The 13,794-nt window shown below is 64.9% G+C and carries 17 protein-coding genes; 1 reads left to right on the top strand and 16 read right to left on the bottom strand.

The annotated features are described in order from the left end of the window. Window positions 1–53: 53 nt before the first annotated feature. The 11 genes from FGD77_RS02955 to FGD77_RS02905 all read right to left on the bottom strand — a co-directional run bounded on the left by FGD77_RS02955 (window position 54) and on the right by FGD77_RS02905 (window position 7,033). The gene (locus tag FGD77_RS02955) at window positions 54–206 is read right to left on the bottom strand and encodes a StaA (RefSeq protein WP_255006226.1); all 153 of its coding nucleotides are present in this window, start codon (window positions 204–206) and stop codon (window positions 54–56) included. Beyond that, the gene (locus FGD77_RS02950; RefSeq protein ID WP_255006224.1) at window positions 196–360 is read right to left on the bottom strand and encodes a hypothetical protein; all 165 of its coding nucleotides are present in this window, start codon (window positions 358–360) and stop codon (window positions 196–198) included. The genes FGD77_RS02955 and FGD77_RS02950 overlap by 11 nt, the downstream gene beginning before the upstream one ends. A gap of 94 nt (window positions 361–454) precedes the next feature. After that, complete coding sequence (locus tag FGD77_RS02945) at window positions 455–973, bottom strand: type II toxin-antitoxin system YhaV family toxin (RefSeq protein WP_255006221.1); 519 nt, start codon at window positions 971–973, stop codon at window positions 455–457. Further along, window positions 970–1,296, bottom strand: coding sequence for a type II toxin-antitoxin system PrlF family antitoxin (locus FGD77_RS02940; RefSeq protein WP_255006219.1), 327 nt, complete (start codon window positions 1,294–1,296; stop codon window positions 970–972). The genes FGD77_RS02945 and FGD77_RS02940 overlap by 4 nt, the downstream gene beginning before the upstream one ends. 124 nt (window positions 1,297–1,420) lie before the next feature. Next, a complete protein-coding gene (locus FGD77_RS02935; protein ID WP_255006216.1) occupies window positions 1,421–2,074 on the bottom strand; it encodes a hypothetical protein in 654 nt (217 codons plus the stop codon). Next, the gene (locus FGD77_RS02930; protein ID WP_092765105.1) at window positions 2,074–2,667 is read right to left on the bottom strand and encodes a regulator; all 594 of its coding nucleotides are present in this window, start codon (window positions 2,665–2,667) and stop codon (window positions 2,074–2,076) included. The genes FGD77_RS02935 and FGD77_RS02930 overlap by 1 nt, the downstream gene beginning before the upstream one ends. A gap of 72 nt (window positions 2,668–2,739) precedes the next feature. After that, window positions 2,740–4,722 (bottom strand): ParB/RepB/Spo0J family partition protein, encoded by a 1,983-nt coding sequence (locus tag FGD77_RS02925; RefSeq protein WP_255006214.1) that lies wholly within the window; start codon window positions 4,720–4,722, stop codon window positions 2,740–2,742. 150 nt (window positions 4,723–4,872) lie between these two features. Beyond that, complete coding sequence (locus tag FGD77_RS02920) at window positions 4,873–5,262, bottom strand: DUF3768 domain-containing protein (RefSeq protein ID WP_255006213.1); 390 nt, start codon at window positions 5,260–5,262, stop codon at window positions 4,873–4,875. Between the two features lie 87 nt (window positions 5,263–5,349). Beyond that, on the bottom strand, window positions 5,350–5,559 hold the full coding sequence (locus tag FGD77_RS02915; protein ID WP_163852016.1) for a DUF6330 family protein: 210 nt from the start codon (window positions 5,557–5,559) through the stop codon (window positions 5,350–5,352). 23 nt (window positions 5,560–5,582) lie between these two features. After that, entirely contained in the window at window positions 5,583–6,521 is a 939-nt protein-coding gene (locus FGD77_RS02910; protein ID WP_255006210.1) for an ArdC family protein, read from the bottom strand. Between the two features lie 41 nt (window positions 6,522–6,562). Next, a complete protein-coding gene (locus FGD77_RS02905) occupies window positions 6,563–7,033 on the bottom strand; it encodes a hypothetical protein (RefSeq protein WP_255006208.1) in 471 nt (156 codons plus the stop codon). A 352-nt stretch (window positions 7,034–7,385) separates the two neighbouring features. Between FGD77_RS02905 and FGD77_RS02900 the strand changes: the two genes are divergently transcribed. Continuing rightward, the gene (locus tag FGD77_RS02900) at window positions 7,386–7,679 is read left to right on the top strand and encodes a hypothetical protein (protein WP_238373070.1); all 294 of its coding nucleotides are present in this window, start codon (window positions 7,386–7,388) and stop codon (window positions 7,677–7,679) included. A 28-nt stretch (window positions 7,680–7,707) separates the two neighbouring features. Here the strand turns inward: FGD77_RS02900 and FGD77_RS02895 are convergent, their stop codons facing one another. From FGD77_RS02895 to FGD77_RS02875, 5 genes are read right to left on the bottom strand one after another with little or no spacing between them, the layout of a single operon-like run. Next, window positions 7,708–7,998 carry a hypothetical protein gene (locus tag FGD77_RS02895; RefSeq protein WP_233491890.1) on the bottom strand — a complete coding sequence of 97 codons (291 nt, stop codon included), beginning with the start codon at window positions 7,996–7,998 and terminating at the stop codon, window positions 7,708–7,710. Window positions 7,999–8,004: 6 nt separating this feature from the next. Further along, window positions 8,005–8,706 (bottom strand): VIT family protein, encoded by a 702-nt coding sequence (locus FGD77_RS02890; protein ID WP_255006201.1) that lies wholly within the window; start codon window positions 8,704–8,706, stop codon window positions 8,005–8,007. Continuing rightward, window positions 8,703–10,610, bottom strand: coding sequence for a heavy metal translocating P-type ATPase (locus FGD77_RS02885; RefSeq protein WP_255006198.1), 1,908 nt, complete (start codon window positions 10,608–10,610; stop codon window positions 8,703–8,705). Before FGD77_RS02885 ends, FGD77_RS02890 begins: the two co-directional genes overlap by 4 nt. 5 nt (window positions 10,611–10,615) lie before the next feature. Beyond that, on the bottom strand, window positions 10,616–11,596 hold the full coding sequence (locus FGD77_RS02880; protein WP_255006195.1) for an FAD:protein FMN transferase: 981 nt from the start codon (window positions 11,594–11,596) through the stop codon (window positions 10,616–10,618). Next, window positions 11,577–13,784, bottom strand: coding sequence for a PepSY domain-containing protein (locus FGD77_RS02875; RefSeq protein WP_255006192.1), 2,208 nt, complete (start codon window positions 13,782–13,784; stop codon window positions 11,577–11,579). Before FGD77_RS02875 ends, FGD77_RS02880 begins: the two co-directional genes overlap by 20 nt. Window positions 13,785–13,794: the final 10 nt, after the last annotated feature.

Genomic DNA, 13,794 nt, shown 5'->3' with positions numbered 1-13,794 from the left:
GCTTTCGCTTTTCAGGGTGACGGGGTCAGACCGCGCTGACCTCCAAGGCTTGGTCAGGACTTGGGTTCGACCTGCCGCTTCGCATCAATCAATGCCTGTGCGGCCTGCATCACCTGAACCTGAGATGTTCCCGAGCGTGCATCCTCCAGCGCGGCCTTTACCTTCATGCGAAACCACGCGTCATACGAATTCGTATCAGCGGCCACGGAAATGCTCCTCGAGACCCATATCCAGCAGCTTGCCGAGGTCATCGGGCATGTCTGCAACGCGCACAGCAATTGGGAAACGGTGCCCCGTCAGGTCAGGCGCGCATTGCTCCTCTAGACCGAGGTGCTGCCCATCCTTTTCCGTTTCGTCCATTGTGCTTTCTCCGACCGTATTATCAGCCTATGCTACATCTTCCAGCGTGGCGTCGTAAACGATAATGCCATAGGGTCACAGCAAGCTGGCCCACTTACCGATCGGACGCCGCTTCAAGGGACTTCTCGAACCGCTTGTCCGCCGCCGCTGCTTCTTTCAAGAGCGCGTCAAAATTGTCAGGTGGGTTGCCATCTTCCAGCATCCCTTTGAACGTCGCATAAGCATCCGTCTTGCTGCCATAGGCGCGCAGGGTCTTGTCGTCGTTCACCCAGGCCACCACGATGATCTTCGCATCGCTGTTGAACCGATAGAACAGCCGATACTGCTGGAAGAATTTCGCCCGGAACCAGTGCTTGCGGTGATCGCCGAGTGTGCCGCCTTGCCGGAAGGCGGCGGCACCCGGATCTGCCGGTATGGCCTCGGTGACCAGCTTGAAGATGGCGGCCAGCCGTTTCGTGGAATTTTTCTTGCGCCAGGTCTTGGGATCGCGTGCCTTACGCGCATCGACCTCCAGTGTCAGCCCTTCGAGCTGCTCCAGAAAGAGCGGATGCGCATAAATAGACCATCCATTTACGACAAGGGGCGCTTGGGCGGGCACGCTATCGCCGCTCATTCATCCTCGAGCGATAGCGGCGCATCGAGATCGACGTCAACGTCTCCGACCAGTGCTGCAAGACGGTCATGCAAAGCCCCATCGAACGCCCGAATACGGTCCGGATGCGCCTTGATATCGGCCTCGACAAAATCGAGAAAAGCTCCGAGCACGGGATCTTCCTCGTCGCTGCGCACGGGCTCGATATAGACCCTGCCACTCGGCTCGGTGCAGTAGCGAATCTGGTCGCCCTTGCTCAGCTTGAGCTGCTTGCGCACACCCGCCGGCACGGTCGTCTGATACCGATCCGTGAGTTTCGAGACATCTTGTGCGAGGGCTGTCATGGCAGTCTCCTGAAGAAAAGGGTCTTTGCTGCCTGCGATAGGTAATGCATTTGCATTGCCTTGTCAAGATAAGCCGCAGGATCTGCTGTCGCCGGGCAGGCCGATGAACCGTCCGGCGCAGGACCTAATTTCGCCCCGCGAGATACTCCGCCAGCACCGGACTGGCCTCGCCCTTTGCGGAGCTGAGCAGCTCCGAGCCCGCAAGCGAGGCCTTCGACAGGCGTACGAGCCCACCGGTTTCCTCGATGCGGTAGCAGCGGCGTTTCTGCCGACCCCGCCTGTAGTGCGTCGCGGTGACGATCTGGCAGGTGCTGCCATCGGTGAGCGTCACGGGTGCTGCGAGCCTGATCTTGTCGCCTTCCTCGTAGTCCGGGATCGAAGCCCAGTCCCGGCAGCGCTGGCGCCAGTCCTGGGCGTAGCTGTCCGGGTCTTTCAGGTCGGAGAGGAGCGCGATCAGCCCAAGGGGAGCAAGAGACTCGTTCGGGCCAGCGCTTTCCTCCATGTCCTTGTAGCCCCAGCAGCCGTCATCGTATCGGGTGAGGAAGACAGCCCCGAAAGTGATGGAGCCATCCGCATCGGTCACATAGGTCGTGTCTTCGACAGGGGTGCCGTCGAGATTGGTGACCCTTGCCGCCGCATACCAGGTGGAGCCGACCTTGCAGGCCTTGACCAGTTCAGTTTTGCGCGTGTCGCCATGAGAGGTGCAGAGCTGGGCGATTTCCGCTTTCTCATCCGCGTAGGTCTGGACGCGGCCGTCGGTGTAGAAGAGCCATCCCATCAGGCCGCCCTCCGGTCATCGAGTTCCATCAGCGCATCGAGCGGCACGCGGTAGGGCTGCATGGCGTCGAAATCCTCGCAATTGCCGCAGTTCTGCACGATCGCGAAGGTGTCGCAGGCATCCTTGAGGATGACCCGGAAAGTGCCGCCGAGGCCCGAGGGCACTTCGTAGGTCCCGCCGATGAGATAATCCGAGGCCCGACGCACGAAGACGCGGATACTGTGGCCATCGGTGGCGAGCCGGATCGCACCCCGCCCCCGGTCGATGAGCACCTGCACATCGTCGAGGATGTCGGTGTAGAACTGGCCGGTCAGATCGCGAAACGCCATGCGGCGCTGCGCCATCCAGTCGGTATCCCGAAACGGGTTCATGCCGTCGGCAAAGGCGAAGGAGGGATCGGCCTGCTCGGTCGTGACGATGCGGGTGGTCGTGCCATCGATGCCGTTTGAGCGCAGATGCACGCCATTGCCGACGATGAGGATCAGGGCGGGCCTGTCCACGGGCCCGTTCCAGTTGGGCAAGAAGGTTTTGCAGGCGCGCGCGTGCGCGATTTGCGCCGCCACAGCGGAGGCAGAGAACTTGAGAATAGCCATGGGGATGTCTTTCGGTTGGGTGTGGGAGGGTCGACCCACGCGGGGAATGCCTCGCGCGGGTCGCGTGAGGACTCAGGCCGCTTGCGCGACCTCGCTGTCAGGCTCCGAGGTTTCCGCAGTGGGCTCCGCGTCATCAAAGGCGACACCGGCGGTCTGCATCATCGGCGGGCACCAGGCGGCCACGGCAGCGCGCTGCGCGTCCGTGAGTGTGGCGAAGGGTTCGGCGAAGAGCTTGTCGCAGAAGGCGACGATCTCTTTCTTGCTCGACGAGGCCAGCGTCACCGCTTCTTGAGCGAGACCCAGATCCTCGCCGAGGATCTTCAGGAGCCAGGCCTTTTTGAAGCGGTTGAAGAGCGCCGCGTTCGGCGTCCAGTGGGCGCGGATGTCGGGCATGATCTCAATCTCAAAGTCATGCATCAGGCTGTCGCGCCGAGGATCCCGCGCGAAGCAGGACTGCGTGGTGCTAGCCGTGGCATAGGCCACGAGCTTGGTCTTCTCTCCTGCATCGAGCGCACGAAACGCCGCGAACTGATCGACGGGCGCGCGGGTGTCATCGAGCCAGGACAGATCGAGCGCATCATGCGCCGCCGCCACCTGCTCGAGCGAGGTCTCGTCGATCTCGTCCATCTTGGCATGGCTGCGGTATTCCTTGCGGGCGTCGATCTTGATCGCCTGCGTGACACTCATGCCGCTGGCCAGAACGTCACTGACCAGCTTGAAGAGCGTCAGATCGAGCGTGGCTTCCGGATGCAGCGCCATCGCGGCCCCAAGCGCCATGGCTCGCTCGGTCTTGAGGTCCTCTGCCAGCGAGGCTGGATAAGTGATTTCGCCGGCGCCCGGGGCCTCCTCCCCCGTCGGGTTGGCCAAGGAGCCGCGCGCGCCCTCCTCTTTGACGGTGTCTTCCGGGCGGACAAGGCCCACTTGGAGCGTGACCTTACCAGCCGACCACGACGCAATCACACCAGCGCGGGCGAGGTCCTCGGTGCTGTAGGCCTCCTGCAGGTCGCGGGCTTCCTCTTCCAAGGCGTCCACGCGGTCGTAAAGCGCGTTGTAGGCGTCCTCCTCGAGCCCCTCATCCTCCATCTCGAGCTGCAGTTTCTCGAGTTCAGCGGTGATCTCATCGACGCGCTTCTGGGCCGCCTCATCCGGTTCGATCGGGCAGGGATAGACGCGGCCGTAGTCGGCCATGGTCGCGTAATCATAGCGGACCATCGCATCGGCCCAGGCAAAGCCCAGCTTTATGCGAGCCTCTTCGGCGGCGGCACCGAGCTTCTCGAGCAGGATGGTTTCGACCAGCGCCGCATCCTCGAGCACGGAATGCTCTTCCAGAAGGTCAGCCGCGACAGCACCGCCACGCGCCTCGTAGTCTTCGCGCACAAAGGCCCCGATATCATCGCTGACCTGCACACCGCGGGATTTGAGCGCCTGACGTACGGTATAGGCCTGCAGATAGCCGCCGTCTTTCGTGAGCGCCTCATAGACTTCGCGCTGCGCCTCCTGGCTCGGGTGCTCGGCGAAGGCCTTCATGGTGTCGAGCGTGATCGCCTTGCCTCGGGCCGCGGCGCGGATGTCGGGGTGGATCAGGCCATAGCGCAACCGGCCTTTGACGGCGACGACGGTGGTGCCGAAGGTCTTTCCGATGGTCTCGGGCGTCTGGCCGTCGACCTCCATCATCCGGGCGAAGGCCTCGAACTCGTCGATTGCATTCATTGGTGCCTGGGTGATGTTCTCGGCGAGCGACAGCGCCGTCGTCACGTCGCAATCCTCTGGCACGAGGCGGCAGTCGATCTTGGTCTTGGCGGTGAAGCCCTTGGCGGCCTTGTCCGCGACCAGCTCCTTCAGCGCGGCATGTCGCCGGCCACCGGCAAGCACGGCGTATTTGCCGTCGAGCTTCTGGACGAGGAGCGGCTGGAGCAGGCCCAGCACAGCGATGCTGGCCTTCAGATGCGCGATGTTCTCGGGATCATAGGTTTCCGGCGAGTTGCTGCGCACATTGGCGGGATGCGGGACCAGATCGCCGATAGCGACGGTAAGAGGAGCAAAGCTTGTGGTCATGGGATATCCTTCCAGGTGGGTGAGATGCGGCCCGCGCGCGCGTGACCAATCCCCGGTTTCAGGGATCACCACGACAAAAGGCCCACTTTCCCTTTGAGGGGTCAGTGGGCCTTGAGTTTTCGGATCGACATTTTGGGAAGGCCTCCTGCCCTACCAGTCGCGCGCCAGCATGATGGTCAGCACGCGCATGGTTGTGGCAGGATTGTCCGGGGTCTCGGCCCCGTAGCGGAAATCCGAGTCTGCTTCATAGAGATCGATTTTCCAGAACACGGTCTCCCCCCGGATCTCGACCGCCCCGAAATCGTGCCATCCCTCGGGATCATTCTCAGGCTCGAATGTGTCGAACGTGCCGGTGGCCTTCACCGCCTCGGCCATGAAGCCGTCACCGGCCTCCATAAGCGCGCGGGTGACATGCATCCGGCCCTGAATGGGCTGCGCGGGCGGCACTCCAAGGCACGCGAGCTTGCGAAACGCGTCGTTCTGCGCCGCGATCACGGTCGGATCGGGACGGTCTGGCTGGGGTTGAACGGTCATGGACATGGGGATCTCCTTTGAGAAGTTGAAACACCCTTCTCAAAGCCCGCTTTTTCTTTTCCGCTTGGCGGATGAATCGAGGCCGAAGGCGCCCTACCCGAACAGCCCCTTGGGTCTGTAATTCGGGTTGGGGATAGTTTCGATCCAGCCGCCTTGTTCTTTGATGCTCTCGAGCGCTGCCGAGAACGGATAAGCGCCCTCGGACTGGCTCCACCAATAGGCACCGCGTTTGAAGGTGATGATCTTGCGGCGGCCGTCTTCGAAGCAGGCCACCCGCAGCGTCTTGGGTTCCTTGCGTGACATGCGAGTCTCCGTTCTCCGTGTGGTCAGGCGGCCTCGGCACTGCGCCCTGCCCTACCCGCCTCAGATTGTGCGATCAGATAATCACAGGCGCGCTGCGCGTCCGCGGCGTGCCGGAAGATCGCGCCCTTGTCCGACCGAAGGACCCGCAACCAGTTGTGCAGGTAGGCGGCATTCATCTCGAGCGTATGCGCCGTGAAGCCGAGCGTCTGACCCAGGAACACTGAGGTCAATTCCGCGACGATCTCCTCGCGCGCATAGGACGTGTTGCCAAACTTCGAGAACCCGAAATCGCGGTTCAGTCGATGGGGAGCTTTCGTGGCATGGGCCAGCTCATGGGCCCAGACCCCGTAGAAATTGCGCGGGTCCTGGAACCGCGTGATGGATGGCATGTAAACCTTGTCCACGGGGGGCAAATAGTACGCCTCCGGGCCCGTGAAGACGGTTGTGATGTCGATGGCATCGAAAAACGCCTGCATGTGCGGGATGGGCTCGGACTGCGGATGCTCGGGCACGGGCTCCGGGTCAGGGTAGAAGCTGTCGGGCAAGCCCTCGATCTGGCAGGCATTGAACACACGGTAGGATTTCTGGAAGCGGAAGATACGGGCTTCCTCGGAGTGATCATCCCCGTCGCTGTGATCATGCTCATCGCCGGCGTCTCTCCGGCTTTGACCGTAATAAACGACGACAGAGGACTTTTCGCCCTTGCGGACCTTTGCGTCCAACGCATTGGCCTGCGGCAGCGTCATCCAGAAGGGAGAGCTGTGGCCCGCCATCACGGTCCGCATCGTCAGCAGGAAGTTGTTCACTCCCTGGTAGGGTTCCCCGCCCACGCGCAGGGGGCGACAGCTGCCACCTGCGGTCCATGGCTTGCGCCACGGCAGGACGCCGCGCTCGATGATGCGGATGATTTCGTTTGTGATGACCTCTGAGGCATCGAATTTGGGCGTACGGGATCGGGCCATGGCTGGCCTCCTTTTCGAGTTTTGGTGAGAGGGAGTGGTGACTAGGTTGACCGACAGGGGCGCGGATCGTTGGCGATCCTGGCACCGAGGGCTTCGACCATGTCGATGTAGGTGGTCAGCGACACGGACTTGCCGGGACCCGAAGAGTCAGGGTCGACCGATCCGTCCCGCGCCACCCGCGGCAGGTTCGCGAAGGCGATGACATCGGTGACGGGTCGGATATCGATGAACGGCGTGCCACGTGCGACCGCAAGAGCGGCCAAGGGAAAGCGCTCGATGGGCGCGAAGGTCGACACGGTGGTCCAACCGAGATGGATGAATGTTCCACCCTCTCCGCAGGTCACATGCGCGTTTGGCAATAACGCCGCCTGCTTCAGATAGCCGAGGTCACGCAGGACAGTCTCGCGCTCGAGCCGTTGTGCCTGCCCCGTCTGGCCGGTTCGGCGTAGTTCCTTGTGTCGCCACCACCAGGCAGCGGTCGCGCGCAACACGCGCAAAACACCTGTTTGCATCGGAATGCCCTTCATCAGGAAAGACAGACCGGAATCCGGCCCGGACCCATCTGAGGGACCCCAAAGGCCCTCATCCGTCAGTCACAAAACCCGAAGGACACTTTCACTCTTTAGGGATCTGATGCCGGGGAGCGTTAAATGCAAAGCTCATGAGAACGTAGGATCCTCCACTTTCCGGCATCAGACACCAATGAGGAACAGGATCAGGCCCGGACGCCCTCTTTCGGGCATCCTCAGGCCTGACCTCCCCCGGCCCTCCTCTTCCTCTCAAACCCCATGATTTCCGCAGGTGGCTTGATTTTGTTCCTGTTATGTTCTATTTCAAAAGCCACGCTAAGAAGGGAGATCCCCGATGGAAAGCACCACTTACGCCCTGCCCGCGACGCCCAAGCAGATCGCCTATGCGCGCGCACTGGCCCTGCGCAACCAGACGCTTCTGCCGTGGGAGGTTCAGCAAGATCGGCGCTCCTTGAGCGCCTGGATCGACGCACAGGCCAAGCTGAAGCCGGGCACGCAGGACAGCCGCCCGACATCAAAGCAGGTCGCCTTCGCCGAGCGCCTCGCACGCATCAAGCGCCGTGCCGTGCCGGATGAATGTTTCCGCGACAAGGGGCTGATGTCGAAGTGGATCGACGGGAACAAATGAAGCTGGGCTGACCCTGCGGTGATCGAGATTACTTCAGCCGATCGACAACGGATGCCCCGCCCGACCCGGCAAGCGCGATCAGGCTGGACTGGATCTTGGATGTGAAGACGGAACTGAACGTGCCGATGGGCGTGCGGTCCTCCCAGACATAGGACCGCTCCAGAATATCGGTGTTGATCTCGTCCAGCATGACCCATTTGCGGACATGGGTTTCTGACCCCACGCGCTGCGACTCGATCTGTGGCACCTCGATGATCAGCACGATGTTGACGAGCATTGCCGCAACAAGCAGCCAGAGCGGGGTTCGGGTACACCCCATTGAATCCTAGCCTACGGCGACCCCGAACAGCGCACCGACCCCGGCTGTCGCCGCCATTGCAAGCGCTCCCCATAGCGTGACCCGCGCGGCCCCACGGACGACGCCTGCGCCGCCGGCAGAAGCGCCCAATCCGCCAAGAACCGCAAGGCCGAGGATCGTCGATCCCGCCACCAGGGGAGCGATCTGCGCCTCCGAGACCAGCAGCACGACGATCAGGGGTAGCACGGCCCCAACTGCGAAGGTCAGTGCGGACACCAGAGCCGCCTGGATAGGGCGAGCCGTCACGGTTTCCGAAATGCCGAGCTCGTCGCGCGCATGCGATCCGAGCGCGTCGCGTTCAGTCAGTTGCACGGCAACCTTCTCGGCCAGATCCCGATCAAGACCTCGATCGACATAGATCAGGGTCAGTTCCTCCAGTTCGGCCTCGGGCGTTTCCTCGAGTTCGCGGGTCTCACGAGCGAGGTCGGCCTGTTCGGCGTCGGTCTGGGAACTGACTGACACGTACTCTCCTGCAGCCATGGACATCGCGCCAGCTACAAGCCCGGCCAACCCGGCGATCATGACCTCAGGCTTGCCCGACCCCGCTGCGGCGACGCCGACGACGAGGCTCGCGGTCGAGACAAGACCGTCGTTGGCGCCGAGAACGGCGGCCCGCAGCCAGCCGATGCGATGCACCATATGGATTTCAGAATGTGATAGACGGCTCATGGCGTGGCTCCTTGAACGATGTCAGCTTGCTCTGACGTGATGGCCTGTCGTTTGCCCGTAGCTGGCTCCTGCGGCGCGATGCGCAGCGCGCGCAGAGCGTTCAGGATCACGGCAACGTCGATCACTTCTTGCAGGAGCGCGCCCTGGACCGGCGTGAGGTAGCCGAAAGCGGCCGCGATCATGCCCATGACAGACAGGCCGATCCCGGCGACAACGCTTTCGACTGCGATCCGGCGCGAGGCGCGCGCGATCTCGATGCCGGGCCCAAGCCGGTCTATCCGGTCGACGAGCAGCACCACGTCGGCGGCCTCGGCCGAGGCCGCGGCGCCCCGTGCCCCCATCGCCACGCCTACATCGGCCGCGGCCAGGGCGGGCGCATCGTTTACGCCGTCACCCACCATCATCACCGGCCCGTGTTTACGCTCGGAGAGCACCAGCAACACCTTTTGGTCCGGCGTCAAACCGGCCCGTAGCCCGTCGAGGCCCAGCCCCTCGGTCACGCGCTCGGCCACGTCCGCGCGGTCGCCAGTGGCCAGAAGGATGCGCGCGATCCCTTGACGGCGCAGACCGTCCAGCATGGCACCCGCTCCCTCGCGCAGCGGGTCGGACATGACGAGGTGCCCGGCCATGTGACCGTCAACTGCCACTGCGACAAGGACCGATCCGGCGCCCTTGGCGGGGTGATCGCCCACCATCCGCCCGACACGGGACGCCACGAAGCCGTCGCCGCCGACGATCACCTCGCGGTACTCCACACGACCCAAGACCCCTTCGCCCGGGATCTCAGCCACTTCTGTCGGAACGGGCAGTGTGAAGCCCCGCGCCTTTGCGGAGGCGACGATGGCCTGCGCCACGGGGTGTTTCGATGCCTGATCGAGCGCGGCGGCAAGGCGGAGGATGTCGTCCTCGGTCATGCCATCGTGGCTGTCGATCGAGATGATCTGCGGACGGCCATCCGTCAGCGTCCCCGTTTTGTCGAGGATCAGCGTGCGGATGCGCGCCATTGTCTCGAGCGGCCCTGCGCCCTTGATCAGCACGCCAAAATGCGCCGCGCGCGACAGACCCGCGACCAGTGCGACCGGCACGGCAAGGATCAGCGGACAGGGCGTGGCGACCACCAGCACGGCGACCGCGCGGATCGGATCGCCTGTGAACCACCAGGCCGCGAAGGCGATACTGACGGTGACGACCAGAAAGCCCAGCGACCAGCGGTCGGCCAGCCGGGACATCGGCGCTTTGGACGCCTGCGCTTCCTCCACCAGACGAACGATCCCGGCATAGGTGCTGTCCTTGGCCTCGCGCGTCGCCGTCAGATCGAAGGCCTCGCCCGCGTTGGTCGATCCGCTCATGGCGTCGGCCCCGCGCGCCAGCCGGACTGGGAGGGACTCGCCGGTCAGCGCCGCGGTGTCGAGGAAGGCGGTGGCGGACGTCACCGTACCGTCCACGGGAACGACTTCGCCCTGCCGGATCAGCAGGCGATCGCCCGGTGCGATCTCCTCGAGAGGCACATCCTCAAGACCGCCGTTCCGGTGCCGCGTCGCGGTCCGGGGTACGCGAGATAGAAGATCCTTCATCGAACGACGTGCACGGCCCTCAGCGAAGGCTTCGAGGAAGGTGCCTCCAGAATACATGACTGCGACGACAGCCGCAGCCAAGGTCTCGCCGAAGACAAGCGCCGCCGACATCGACAGTGCGGCAACGATATCGAGGCCCACCTCGCCGCGCCCAATGCTCCGGACGATTTCGACCACAAGCGCTGAGAGCGCGGGAACAACTCCTGCAATCCAGATCAGGCTCGCAATCTCTGGTTGGCCCGCAAGGTAGAATGCGAGTCCCACGATCAGCCCGGTTGCGGCCATCAGCAGGAGTGCGGTCTTGAAGCGATCGGTACGGGCCTGTTCCATGCGGCTCAACTTCCCCCGGCTGAGGCGATTGCCGCTGGTTCTTCGGAAAAAAGACGCCCGACTCCCACGCCCATTGCATTCCCTTCATCATCGCGCAGAAGAAACAGGGCGTCGAGTCCACGTTGTCTTGCGAGGTCCGCACCCCTCTCCGCACCGAGCACCATCAGCGCCGTCGCCCAGGCGTCGGCCTCGGCACAGGTGCGGGCCACCACGGTGACGGAGGCGGGCGACGCGATCAGCGGCGCGCCACGTCTCGGATCCATAGTATGCGACAGGCGGCGCCCCTGAACCTCGACGCAGTGGCGGTAGTCACCGGAGGTCGCGACGGCGGCGTCCTGCAGCGCCAGAACCGAATGCGGCGCGCGGCGGTCCGGGTAGGGCGCCTCGACCGCGATCGTCCAAGCTTCGCCATCCGGCCTGAGACCGATTGCACGCATCTCGCCATCGATCCCGACGAGGGCATCGGCGATCCCGTGGTCGCGCAGGGTCTCGGCGAGCCGGTCGACGCCGTAGCCTTTGGCGATGCCGTTGAGGTCCAGCTCGATGGGGGCCGTCTTGCGCAGCTGCATCCCCTCGATCTCCAGCACCTCCTGCGCCGGGCGGCGGAGGGCGTCCATCGCGGCGCGGATACCCTCGGGCGCGGCGGCCCCGGGCCCGAAACCCCAGGCCGTCACCGCATCGCCCATGCCGATATCGAAGGCCCCGCCCGAGGCGCTCCCGATCTCGAGCCCGAGGCGCAGGACCGACCGCAGTTGCTCCGGCACCATCACCCAATCGCCCACCGGCGCCGCGTTGATCCGCATGAGCGCGCTCTCCGCGTTCCACGTCGACATCTGCGTGTCCACCTCGTCGACAGCCGCCTGAAGGGCGGCACGGATTGCATCCGTGTCGAGGCCCCGATCCGCGAAGAACAGCGCCGACCAGCGCGTGCCCATGGTGGGGCCGTTCAGGGCGATGCGCGCGCGCTCAGTAGATATCTTCGACATACCGCCCCTCCGTCTTCAGGACTGCGGGCGTAAGCCCGGCAGGTGCGAGGATCTCGGCCAACGCATCGCTCACGCCCGTGGCCATGTCGCGCCCGCCGCAGACCATCACACGCGCCCCGTCGCGGATCAGTCGGGCCACCTGCGCCGCGTCGGCGCGCAGGGCGTCCTGCACATAACTGCGTCGCGCGCCGCGCGAGACGGCGGTGACAAGCCGGGTCAACCGCCCCTCAGCCTGCCAGCCGGACATCTCTTCGCCATAGAAGAAATCGCTGTCCGCATGCCGCATGCCGAAGAAAAGGTGCACGGACCTGTGACGCGCATTGCCACGGATGAAGCCTGCCAGCGGCCCGATGCCGGTGCCCGCCCCGATCAGGATCAGCGGCGCGCGGCTGCGGCCGGCGTGAAAGCCGGGATTGCGGCGCAGGAAGGCCGTGACCGTATCGCCCGGCTCCAAGGCGGTCAGCTGACCCGAGGCCAGACCGCCCGGATGCTTGCGCACCACGATCTCGACGAACCCGTCGCGCCGGCCCGAGGCCAGCGAATAGAGGCGCGGCACCGGGCTGCCCTGCGGCAGGACGCCGATCAGGTCGCCCGCCTGGAACCGTGCGAAGCCCGCGCCGGTCAGCCGCTGCCACGGCGTCGCGCGCGGTAGGTCGAAGCGCAGGATCGCGGCCCCCGCCTGCATTTCGGCCCCGTAGTTGCGCCGCGAGACGAGGGTCAATGTTTCGGTGCGCGGCGAAACGGGCTGGTGAGAAAGCTCGAGAGAGATGCCAAGCATCTCGCCAAGCGCGCGGCCCCAGCGCGCGAAATCCTGTGGCGATTGGCGGTCGATCGTGTCCAGCGGCATGAGTTCGGCCCAGCCCTTCGCCTGCGCCGCTGCCGCAACGGCCTTGGCGAAGGCGCAATAGGCCGGAAAGCTGCGGTCGCCGAAGCCGAGCAGGGCCATCGGGATATCAGGCGCAGGGGCCGACGCGTTCATCCGGTCAAGGAACCCCTTCGCCGAGGCCGGCGCGGCACCATCGCCATAGGTCGCGGCGAGCACGATGATGCGCTCGGCTCGGGCGTAGCGCTCTGGCGCGAAGCCCGACATCGGGCCAACATGGACGCCCTGCCCCGCTGCCGTCAGCGAGGCATGCAGGGTCGCGGCGAAGCCCCAGGTGCTGCCACCCTCGCTGCCGACAAGAAGGATCGTCTCGGCACGGCCCGCGGGCTGGTTGCCGCGGATGCGCGGCCGCCCGCGCCGCCCGGCAAGCCAGATCAGGACGCCGGTCACGCCCATCGCCGGCACTCCGAGCGCCATCATCCCGAGCACAAGGCCGAGCGTCGCGGCCCCCTGCCCCGTGTGCAGCATGTAGATTGTTTCGGAGACGCGCTCCCACCCGGTCAGGTCGGCCCATGCCACGAGCGCGCCGGTTCCCTGGTCGAGATAGCCGGTGCCCCGGTCGGTCTTCAGTGTGAACACGTCCGTCGCATCGCCGGGATAGGGAAAGCTCAGCTCGCGCAGCTCGGCGACGGGCGTCTGCAGCAGCGTGGCCATCTGATCGAGAGCGAACCCAATCTCTCCGCTCACTTCGGCGGGATCGGCCGGCAGGACGCCACCGTCCGGCAGAAGATCGAAGGTCGAGGCCGTCATCCAGAGGGCGGTGGTGGAGGACAGAACGAGGCCGATGACGGCAATCCGGGCGATCTCGACATGCAGCCTGCCCGCGAGCGGACCGCGCAAGGGCGCGAACCAGTGCCGCCATCCGCCCGCCCGCCGCGCGACCAGCACAGCACCCGAGAGCGAGAGGACCAGCATCGCTGCGGCCCCGGCGGCCATGGCGATGCGCCCGCCATCCCCGAGGAAGAGCGAGCGATGAAAGTTGGTGAGCCAGCGAAGGGCCTGGTTCGGGTCGGCCGAGGCAACGCCCGCGCCCGTCGCCGGGTCGATCACGGCAGCACCCGGCGCGCCCTGATCGAACCAATAGGCGGTGATCCGACCGGAGGGCGACCGCCGGATCTGCTCGACGCCCGGATAGACGGCCTGGATGCGGTCCGCGAGGGTGGCGACTGTCTGGCCAGTCTCCACCTGCGGCGCGGCGATGCGCTCGGCCGCAGGAAAGACCGAGAGCGCCGCGCCGCTCAGGCTCAGGATCGTGACGAGCGCGAGTGCCAGAAGACCCGGCCAGCGATGGAGTGTACGGATCATTGCCCTGCCC

The sequence above is a fragment of the Roseovarius sp. M141 genome, assembly GCF_024355225.1.
Taxonomy (GTDB): Bacteria; Pseudomonadota; Alphaproteobacteria; order Rhodobacterales; family Rhodobacteraceae; genus Roseovarius.
Note: the sequence above shows the minus strand (reverse complement) of the source record. Positions and strands in the feature narration are given on the sequence as shown.

Coding starts and splice junctions, on each gene's coding strand:
- FGD77_RS02950 (WP_255006224.1), bottom strand. CDS start 360: ATGGACGAAACGGAAAAGGATGGGCAGCACCTCGGTCTAGAGGAGCAA.
- FGD77_RS02945 (WP_255006221.1), bottom strand. CDS start 973: ATGAGCGGCGATAGCGTGCCCGCCCAAGCGCCCCTTGTCGTAAATGGA.
- FGD77_RS02940 (WP_255006219.1), bottom strand. CDS start 1,296: ATGACAGCCCTCGCACAAGATGTCTCGAAACTCACGGATCGGTATCAG.
- FGD77_RS02935 (WP_255006216.1), bottom strand. CDS start 2,074: ATGGGATGGCTCTTCTACACCGACGGCCGCGTCCAGACCTACGCGGAT.
- FGD77_RS02930 (WP_092765105.1), bottom strand. CDS start 2,667: ATGGCTATTCTCAAGTTCTCTGCCTCCGCTGTGGCGGCGCAAATCGCG.
- FGD77_RS02925 (WP_255006214.1), bottom strand. CDS start 4,722: ATGACCACAAGCTTTGCTCCTCTTACCGTCGCTATCGGCGATCTGGTC.
- FGD77_RS02920 (WP_255006213.1), bottom strand. CDS start 5,262: ATGTCCATGACCGTTCAACCCCAGCCAGACCGTCCCGATCCGACCGTG.
- FGD77_RS02915 (WP_163852016.1), bottom strand. CDS start 5,559: ATGTCACGCAAGGAACCCAAGACGCTGCGGGTGGCCTGCTTCGAAGAC.
- FGD77_RS02910 (WP_255006210.1), bottom strand. CDS start 6,521: ATGGCCCGATCCCGTACGCCCAAATTCGATGCCTCAGAGGTCATCACA.
- FGD77_RS02905 (WP_255006208.1), bottom strand. CDS start 7,033: ATGCAAACAGGTGTTTTGCGCGTGTTGCGCGCGACCGCTGCCTGGTGG.
- FGD77_RS02900 (WP_238373070.1), top strand. CDS start 7,386: ATGGAAAGCACCACTTACGCCCTGCCCGCGACGCCCAAGCAGATCGCC.
- FGD77_RS02895 (WP_233491890.1), bottom strand. CDS start 7,998: ATGGGGTGTACCCGAACCCCGCTCTGGCTGCTTGTTGCGGCAATGCTC.
- FGD77_RS02890 (WP_255006201.1), bottom strand. CDS start 8,706: ATGAGCCGTCTATCACATTCTGAAATCCATATGGTGCATCGCATCGGC.
- FGD77_RS02885 (WP_255006198.1), bottom strand. CDS start 10,610: ATGGAACAGGCCCGTACCGATCGCTTCAAGACCGCACTCCTGCTGATG.
- FGD77_RS02880 (WP_255006195.1), bottom strand. CDS start 11,596: ATGTCGAAGATATCTACTGAGCGCGCGCGCATCGCCCTGAACGGCCCC.
- FGD77_RS02875 (WP_255006192.1), bottom strand. CDS start 13,784: ATGATCCGTACACTCCATCGCTGGCCGGGTCTTCTGGCACTCGCGCTC.